Source organism: Leptolyngbya sp. FACHB-36 (genome assembly GCF_014695955.1).
Classification (GTDB): domain Bacteria; phylum Cyanobacteriota; class Cyanobacteriia; order Leptolyngbyales; family Leptolyngbyaceae; genus FACHB-36.
On the sequence record NZ_JACJPG010000130.1, the window covers coordinates 1 to 3,120 of the forward strand.

Genomic DNA, 3,120 nt, shown 5'->3' on the forward strand with positions numbered 1-3,120 from the left:
GAAATGAAAACTGCGCTGTCCGTCATGCTAAGTGCGTTGGTTGCAGAAAATTCTGCGTCCAGATTAACAGAACGCTTCTAGCAATGAGCAGACAGCACGGCTTAACAATTCATTTCCCGTCTTAGACTGCCAGCGGAATACGGCTGACATTTTCCAGAATGAGATTGTCGCACGTTCGCTCAATCAATCCCGTCAAAACGGTACCCGGACCAATTTCCACCACCCGTTCGACGCCTTCTACCTCCAGCCGCAGCGCCGTTTCGCGCCAGCGGACAGAACCCGTCATCTGTCGCATCAAGCGGGTTTTCAGAACATCAGCCGCGATCGCAGGCACAGGTTCGACATTCGAGATTACCGGAACCTGCGCTGGCTCAAACGCAACCGACTCCAAAATTTGACGAAACTCGGATGCCGCTTCTGCCACAACGGGCGAATGAAACGCACCGCTGACTTTTAGCGGCACAGCACGGCGGAATTTCACCTGAGCCAGCACCGTTTCGATCGCATCTGCCAGTCCCGAAATTACCACCTGACCCGGATGATTGTCATTAGCGAGGACTACATTGGGCGTTTGTTGCAGGCGCGCGACGAGTTGAGCCCGATCGACGCCAATCAGCGCCACCATGACGCCTGTGCTGACTCGATCCATCCGCTCGGCTCGCTGTTTGACCAACTGCAACCCCGTCTCAAAGCTGAATACGCCCGCTGCAAACAGCGCCACATATTCTCCCAGGCTGTGACCCGCCACAAAATCTGGTCGCTCCGATTGCATTTGCTCCGCCAGAATCGCAGAGACCACATACAAACAGGGTTGGGTATACAGCGTGCGAAAAAGCTTCTCTTCCTGACGGCAAACATCGGGCACAGACCAGCCCAAGATCCGCTCTGCCTGCTCAAATCGGGTTCTTGCTGCTGGCACATCGAGTAGCTCGTCTGCCATTCCCACCGTCTGAGATCCCTGCCCCGGAAATACCCATGCTGTTTTCATTGATCGAGCCTCCTTGTGCAGTGTGGAGTAGCTATTAATTCGTGACTCAGGCGCGTACCGCCTCAATAATGCTGAACGGCGATCGCGTTGCAATCACATTGGTTACGGTTAACCCTGCGGTGGCAAGCAGCGATCGATATTCCGCTTCGGTGCGCTCGTAGCCACCTGCGCTCATAATTAGCGCTTCAATGTCGATAATTTTGCCCAGCGCGGGCGCATTTCCGGGTGGAATAATCATCTCCACAATCAGCGCCTTTGATCCGTCATGCATTGCCGCGCGGCAGTTCTGCAATACCTTGGCGGCGTCTGCATCACTCCAATCGTGAATTAGATTTTTCAGGATATAGACATCGCCCCCGTGAGGCAGCGATTCAGACACATCCCCAGTTACGAGCTGGCACCGATCGAGCACTCCTTGAGCCGCTAGCAGCGATTTTGCCAGTTTCAGTCCGGGCGCACCGTCAAAAAAGACACCGCGTGAATTGGGATCTGACTTTAGAATTCGCGCCAGTAAATCTCCATAGCCGCCCGGAATGCCGACCTCAACGATCGTGCCTGTGGAAAAGGTGTAATTCGCGAGAATGCCATTATCGATCGTTTCCAGCAGGGTGATCATGCTGCGATCGAAGGCGCTAGCCAGATCAGAATTCTGGGCGAGATAGTCCAAAAATTCCATCTCGTAAACGTGATCAAACGCGGGCAGTCCGGTTTTAACACTGTAGAGAATGTCTCCCCAGGTTTGCCAATGCCACGTTTCGCCAAGGACGATCGCATAATCCCGCAGTGAACCGGGAATATCACTTTGCAGTGTCGCCGCACGCGGAGTTAATTCAAATTCGCCTGCTTCGGTTTCGGCAAAAATTCCCATGCTGGCAAGCGCTCGCAGCAGCCGGTAGAGCGATTGGGGATGAGTTTGCGTTGCGGCTGCAAGATCGGGAATGCTTTTCGCGCCATTGGTTAACAAATCAGCAATGCCCAATTTTGCAGCCACATGAATGGACTGCGACACGCGGTAGGCATTCGCCATTTGCAGCATGACCACCTGAGGCGGCATGGTCGGCGCATTCGCCGGACGAAATTCTGCCTGATTCTTTGGTTCTGACTTCGCTACAACCATTAGTTCACTGTGTTTAACGAAAGAGTAGGTAACTGCAAAATGCCATCTGAAGAGTTGAATGGCTTTTAATTACGATTCGCTTAGTACGACAGTGCCGGAGTCAGGCTACTATGCGACTGCCGCTCTTGCAGAGCAGAATCAATTTTTGCCATCAGCTCAACCATGTCTTTGAGAATAGTCACCTTGCGCTGATAGTGCTGAATGCTTTGCTCACACAGCGTGCTACCCTGACGCTCTTGCAGCCACTTCTGGCAAAGTTGCCGCCCACCTAAGGAGAAATTCCAGAGGGCAGGCGAAATGCCTTCAAAATACTGGGTCTGATTGATCCAAATTTGTCCGATCGCGTTTTTTTCACTGGGTTCGCTGTAGCAAATGGCTTCCACCCGGTTGCTGCCCGCGATCGGATAGCGAATAACCGTTGAAGTGCTGGCTGGTGGACAATCGAGCGATAGGCTGGTGATCTTACGATTTAGACGCGCGTAGATTTTTTGGGGAGACATGCGAGATTTGCGATCGACCCGATTAAACGGAACCGTGTCCGTGTGTTGAGGGCGGCGAAAACATTCTCTAGCTTTGACTTTGGAATGCGCTTCGAGCAAGGATTGCATCATAGTTTCAGGTGGGGCATTAATATCAACGCACACAGGCGGAATTGGTTTTCAGTTTCGCACACTGAAATAATGGAAATGTCTAGCAAATGAGCCAGGACTGTAGGAGTTATGGCTAGGTTGTGAATGTTTTGTTGAGCAACAGATACACCGTCCGCATTGCTCAATTTAGAGCTGTCATTTGTATAGAAATTACGAGCACGGCTCCGTATAATTAAATCACTCCAATCCCTTTAATTGGTGTTAGTTGTGCTAGTCATTAAAAGCGTGATTCAAGCGATCGCAGACATCAATCGCACACTACTGCTCAGCGACATTGAGGTGTTCTCGCCCTACGAGCGCAGCTACTGTCTCGGCAAATTAAATCCCTCTGCGTCATTTGCAGGGATTGTGTGCGCCAAAGCCGC

General features: G+C 51.8%; 3 protein-coding genes. All 3 read right to left on the reverse strand.

Annotated elements, in window-relative coordinates:
• Positions 1 to 121: 121 nt before the first annotated feature.
• Complete coding sequence (gene fabD / locus H6F43_RS01830; RefSeq protein ID WP_190340314.1) at positions 122 to 988, reverse strand: ACP S-malonyltransferase; 867 nt, start codon at positions 986 to 988, stop codon at positions 122 to 124.
• A gap of 46 nt (positions 989 to 1,034) precedes the next feature.
• Positions 1,035 to 2,105: a methyltransferase gene (locus H6F43_RS01835; protein ID WP_190340315.1), complete on the reverse strand. Its 1,071-nt coding sequence runs from the start codon at positions 2,103 to 2,105 to the stop codon at positions 1,035 to 1,037.
• 80 nt (positions 2,106 to 2,185) lie between these two features.
• Positions 2,186 to 2,716, reverse strand: coding sequence for a type ISP restriction/modification enzyme (locus H6F43_RS01840; RefSeq protein ID WP_190340316.1), 531 nt, complete (start codon positions 2,714 to 2,716; stop codon positions 2,186 to 2,188).
• Positions 2,717 to 3,120 lie beyond the last annotated feature (404 nt).

Excerpts from the sequence above, each read along its gene's own strand:
- fabD (WP_190340314.1), bottom strand. The coding sequence starts at position 988 with ATGAAAACAGCATGGGTATTTCCGGGGCAGGGATCTCAGACGGTGGGA.
- H6F43_RS01835 (WP_190340315.1), bottom strand. The coding sequence starts at position 2,105 with ATGGTTGTAGCGAAGTCAGAACCAAAGAATCAGGCAGAATTTCGTCCG.
- H6F43_RS01840 (WP_190340316.1), bottom strand. The coding sequence starts at position 2,716 with ATGATGCAATCCTTGCTCGAAGCGCATTCCAAAGTCAAAGCTAGAGAA.